The 3155-nt window shown below is 64.5% G+C and carries 2 protein-coding genes and 1 pseudogene; all 3 read right to left on the bottom strand.

Annotated features, from left to right (window positions below):
* Positions 1 to 41: 41 nt before the first annotated feature.
* The gene (locus SPHV1_RS23065; protein ID WP_054948343.1) at positions 42 to 1142 is read right to left on the bottom strand and encodes an NADH:flavin oxidoreductase/NADH oxidase; all 1101 of its coding nucleotides are present in this window, start codon (positions 1140 to 1142) and stop codon (positions 42 to 44) included.
* 189 nt (positions 1143 to 1331) lie between these two features.
* Complete coding sequence (gene hemA, locus SPHV1_RS23060; protein WP_054948342.1) at positions 1332 to 2546, bottom strand: 5-aminolevulinate synthase; 1215 nt, start codon at positions 2544 to 2546, stop codon at positions 1332 to 1334.
* Between the two features lie 102 nt (positions 2547 to 2648).
* A pseudogene (locus SPHV1_RS25565) lies at positions 2649 to 3155 on the bottom strand (hypothetical protein); the annotation flags it as partial.

Raw genomic sequence — 3155 nt, 5'->3', positions numbered from 1 at the left:
GGGGGGGGGGGGGGCTTTCTCGTTTCTGGCTGCGATGCCGGTCAGGCCTGTTCGAACAGGTCCCTGTAAGTGTGCGGCTGGCAACGCAGGTACTGCGGGGACACCTTGACCCTTGCGCCCAGCTTGGCGGCGGCATGCCAGGGCCAGCGCGGATCGTAGAGGACGGTGCGGGCAATCGCGATCATGTCGGCGTCCCCGGTGGCAACGATGGCTTCTGCCTGTTCCGGCTCGGTAATCAGGCCGACCGCGATGACCGGCATCGATACCGACTCCTTGACCTTTCGTGCCAGCGGAACCTGATAGTTGGGGCCGACGGGAATCTTCTGATCGGGATGCAGGCCGCCGCTGGAGACGTGGATGGCATCGCAGCCGCGCGCTTCGAGCGCGCGGGCAAAGGCGATGGTCTGCTCGACGTCCCACCCGCCGTCGACCCAGTCGGTGCCCGACACGCGTACGGTCACGGGCTTGTCGGCCGGGAATGCCGCGCGCACGGCGTCGTAGACTTCGAGGGGGAAGCGCAGGCGGTTTTCGAGGCTGCCGCCGTATTCATCCTCGCGTCGGTTGGAGAGCGGTGAGAGGAACTGGTGCAGCAGGTAACCGTGCGCCGCGTGGATCTGGATAACATCCATGCCAAGGCGGGCAGCGCGGCGCGCGGAGTCCGCAAAGGCATCGCGAACGCGGGCAAGGCCAGCGGCATCTAGGGCTTCAGGCGGGTTCTCATGGGTCTGGAAGGGCGCTGCCGACGCTGAAACGGTCTGCCATCCGTTTTCCTCGCCGGGTGCGATCTGCGCGCCGCCGTCCCACGGACGCGTCGTGCTGGCCTTGCGACCCGCATGGGCGAGTTGCAGGGCGATCGGCATGTCCGACCAGCGCCGCACGCTTTCGAGGACCTTGCCCATCGCCGCTTCGGTTTCATCGTCCCACAGTCCGACGTCGGCGTAAGTGATACGTCCTTCCGGCGCGACCGCAGCGGCCTCGATGGTGAGGATGCCCGCGCCGGATTGGGCAAGGGTGCCCAGGTGGATCGTGTGCCAGTCGGTCATGCGACCGTGCTCGGCGGAGTACTGGCACATCGGCGCGATGACGATCCGGTTGGCGAGGGTCAGTTTGCCGACCTGAATCGGCTCGAAAAGCTTTGCCATGTCATTCCTCATGATCATGTCGCGGTCGGGGGGAGGGGGAATGCGTCCCGTGAGGAGGCGCGCGCAGCCGCGACGGGGAGCACTTGGGGATTGGCGGTATCAGAAAAAAGGGCTCCGCCGCACCAGCGGGGAGCCCTGAGGAGTAGAAATTGTTGCAGGCGTCAAAGAGAGCCTGGTCAAGCCCGATTGTCAGGCGGCCAGCTTCATCTCCATGCGCTCCCAGATCTCGACCAGCGCGTTGGTCAGGTCGCGCATCATGGCTTCCGTATGGGCCGGGCCGGGGGTGAAGCGCAGGCGCTCGGTGCCGCGCGGCACGGTCGGGAAGTTGATCGGCTGGACATAGGCGCCGTATTCGGCAAGCAGGATGTCGCTGATCTTCTTGGCCTTGACCGGATCGCCCACCATCAGCGGGACGATGTGCGTGGTCGAATCCATGACCGGCAGGCCCGCGTCGCGGAACATCTGCTTGAGCATGGCGGCCGAGCGCTGCTGGCCGTCGCGTTCCTCGCTCGAGCTCTTGAGGTGCTTCACCGAAGCAAGCACGCCCGCAACGAGGACCGGCGAGAGCGAGGTGGTGAAGATGAAGCCCGGGGCATACGAACGGATGCAGTCGATGATCTTGGTATCGGCCGCGATGTAGCCGCCCATGACGCCGAATGCCTTGCCCAGCGTGCCTTCGATGATGTCGATGCGGTGAGCCGCCTCGTCGCGGTCGGTGATGCCGCCGCCGCGCGGGCCGTACATGCCGACTGCGTGAACCTCGTCGATGTAGGTGAGGGCGTTGTACTTGTCGGCCAGGTCGCAGATCGCGTGGATCGGGGCGATGTCGCCGTCCATCGAATAGACCGACTCGAACGCGATCAGCTTGGGCACTGCGGGATCGGTTTCGGCCAGAAGTTCCTCGAGGTGTTCGAGATCGTTGTGGCGGAAGACCTTCTTTTCGCAGCCCGAATTGCGGATGCCCGCGATCATGCTGGCGTGGTTGAGTTCGTCCGAGAAGATGATGCAGCCGGGCAGCAGCTTGGCCAGCGTCGACAGCGTGGCGTCGTTCGAGACGTAGCCGGAGGTGAACAGCAGCGCGCCCTGCTTGCCGTGCAGGTCGGCCAGCTCGCTCTCAAGCTCGATGTGATAGTGTGTGTTGCCGCCGATGTTGCGGGTGCCGCCCGAACCGGCGCCGACGTCGTGCAGCGCCTCTTCCATCGCTTCGATGACCTTGGGGTGCTGGCCCATCGCAAGGTAGTCGTTCGAGCACCAGACCGTGATCGGCTTCGGGCCGTTATGACCGGCGAAGCATCGTGCGTTGGGGTAGGCCCCCTTGTTGCGCAGGATGTCGATGAAGACTCGGTAGCGGCCTTCGGAGTGCAGGCGTTCGATGGCCTGGTCGAAAATGTGCTCGTAGTTCACGTAGGCGTTGTCCTGCGTTACTTGTGCCGGGCCTTCTACCCTATAGACGGCGGCCGTTTACATTATACTTCGGTTCATGACCAGTCAGTTGTCTCAGTCACCTTAATTGGAGAATCCGCGCTTTGCCGAGGTGAGCGCAGACGGTTCATGGCCCGATACGATGGTCATATGCGGAGCGGAGCGTGCCAGGGCATTGATCGTCATCAACCAGGAGACGATTTCCCTGCGCTCCGGCGCGCGCAAGTGGCCGGTGACCATGCGCGCCGGGGGCAGCACGTCCTTCCAGCTGCTGTCGATCATCGCGGCATCCCCGGTGAAGAGGAATTCGTGCCCGTCCGCAAGGCGGGTGTAGACCATGTTCGAAGCCACGGTGAGGCCGGTAAGCGGGATGACCACGACACCTGGCGCCACGGCTTGCGGCTCTTCCGTCTTGGCCGCGAACATCTCCCTGGCGCGCAGCAGGCTGAATCCGTCGTTGGCATTGTGCAGCGGGTGGTTGACGAGCGCCAGTGAAAGGCTGGCCTTCCGAGCCGCCGTGTTGATCCGGCGCTCGGCCATGCTGTCGAAATCGCGGACATCGTATTGCTTGGCGACGGCGGCCGTCGGGCC

Origin of the sequence: Novosphingobium sp. KN65.2 (assembly GCF_001368935.1) — a bacterium.
Taxonomy (GTDB): domain Bacteria; phylum Pseudomonadota; class Alphaproteobacteria; order Sphingomonadales; family Sphingomonadaceae; genus Novosphingobium; species Novosphingobium mathurense.
This window is presented reverse-complemented; position numbering and strand designations above follow the sequence as displayed.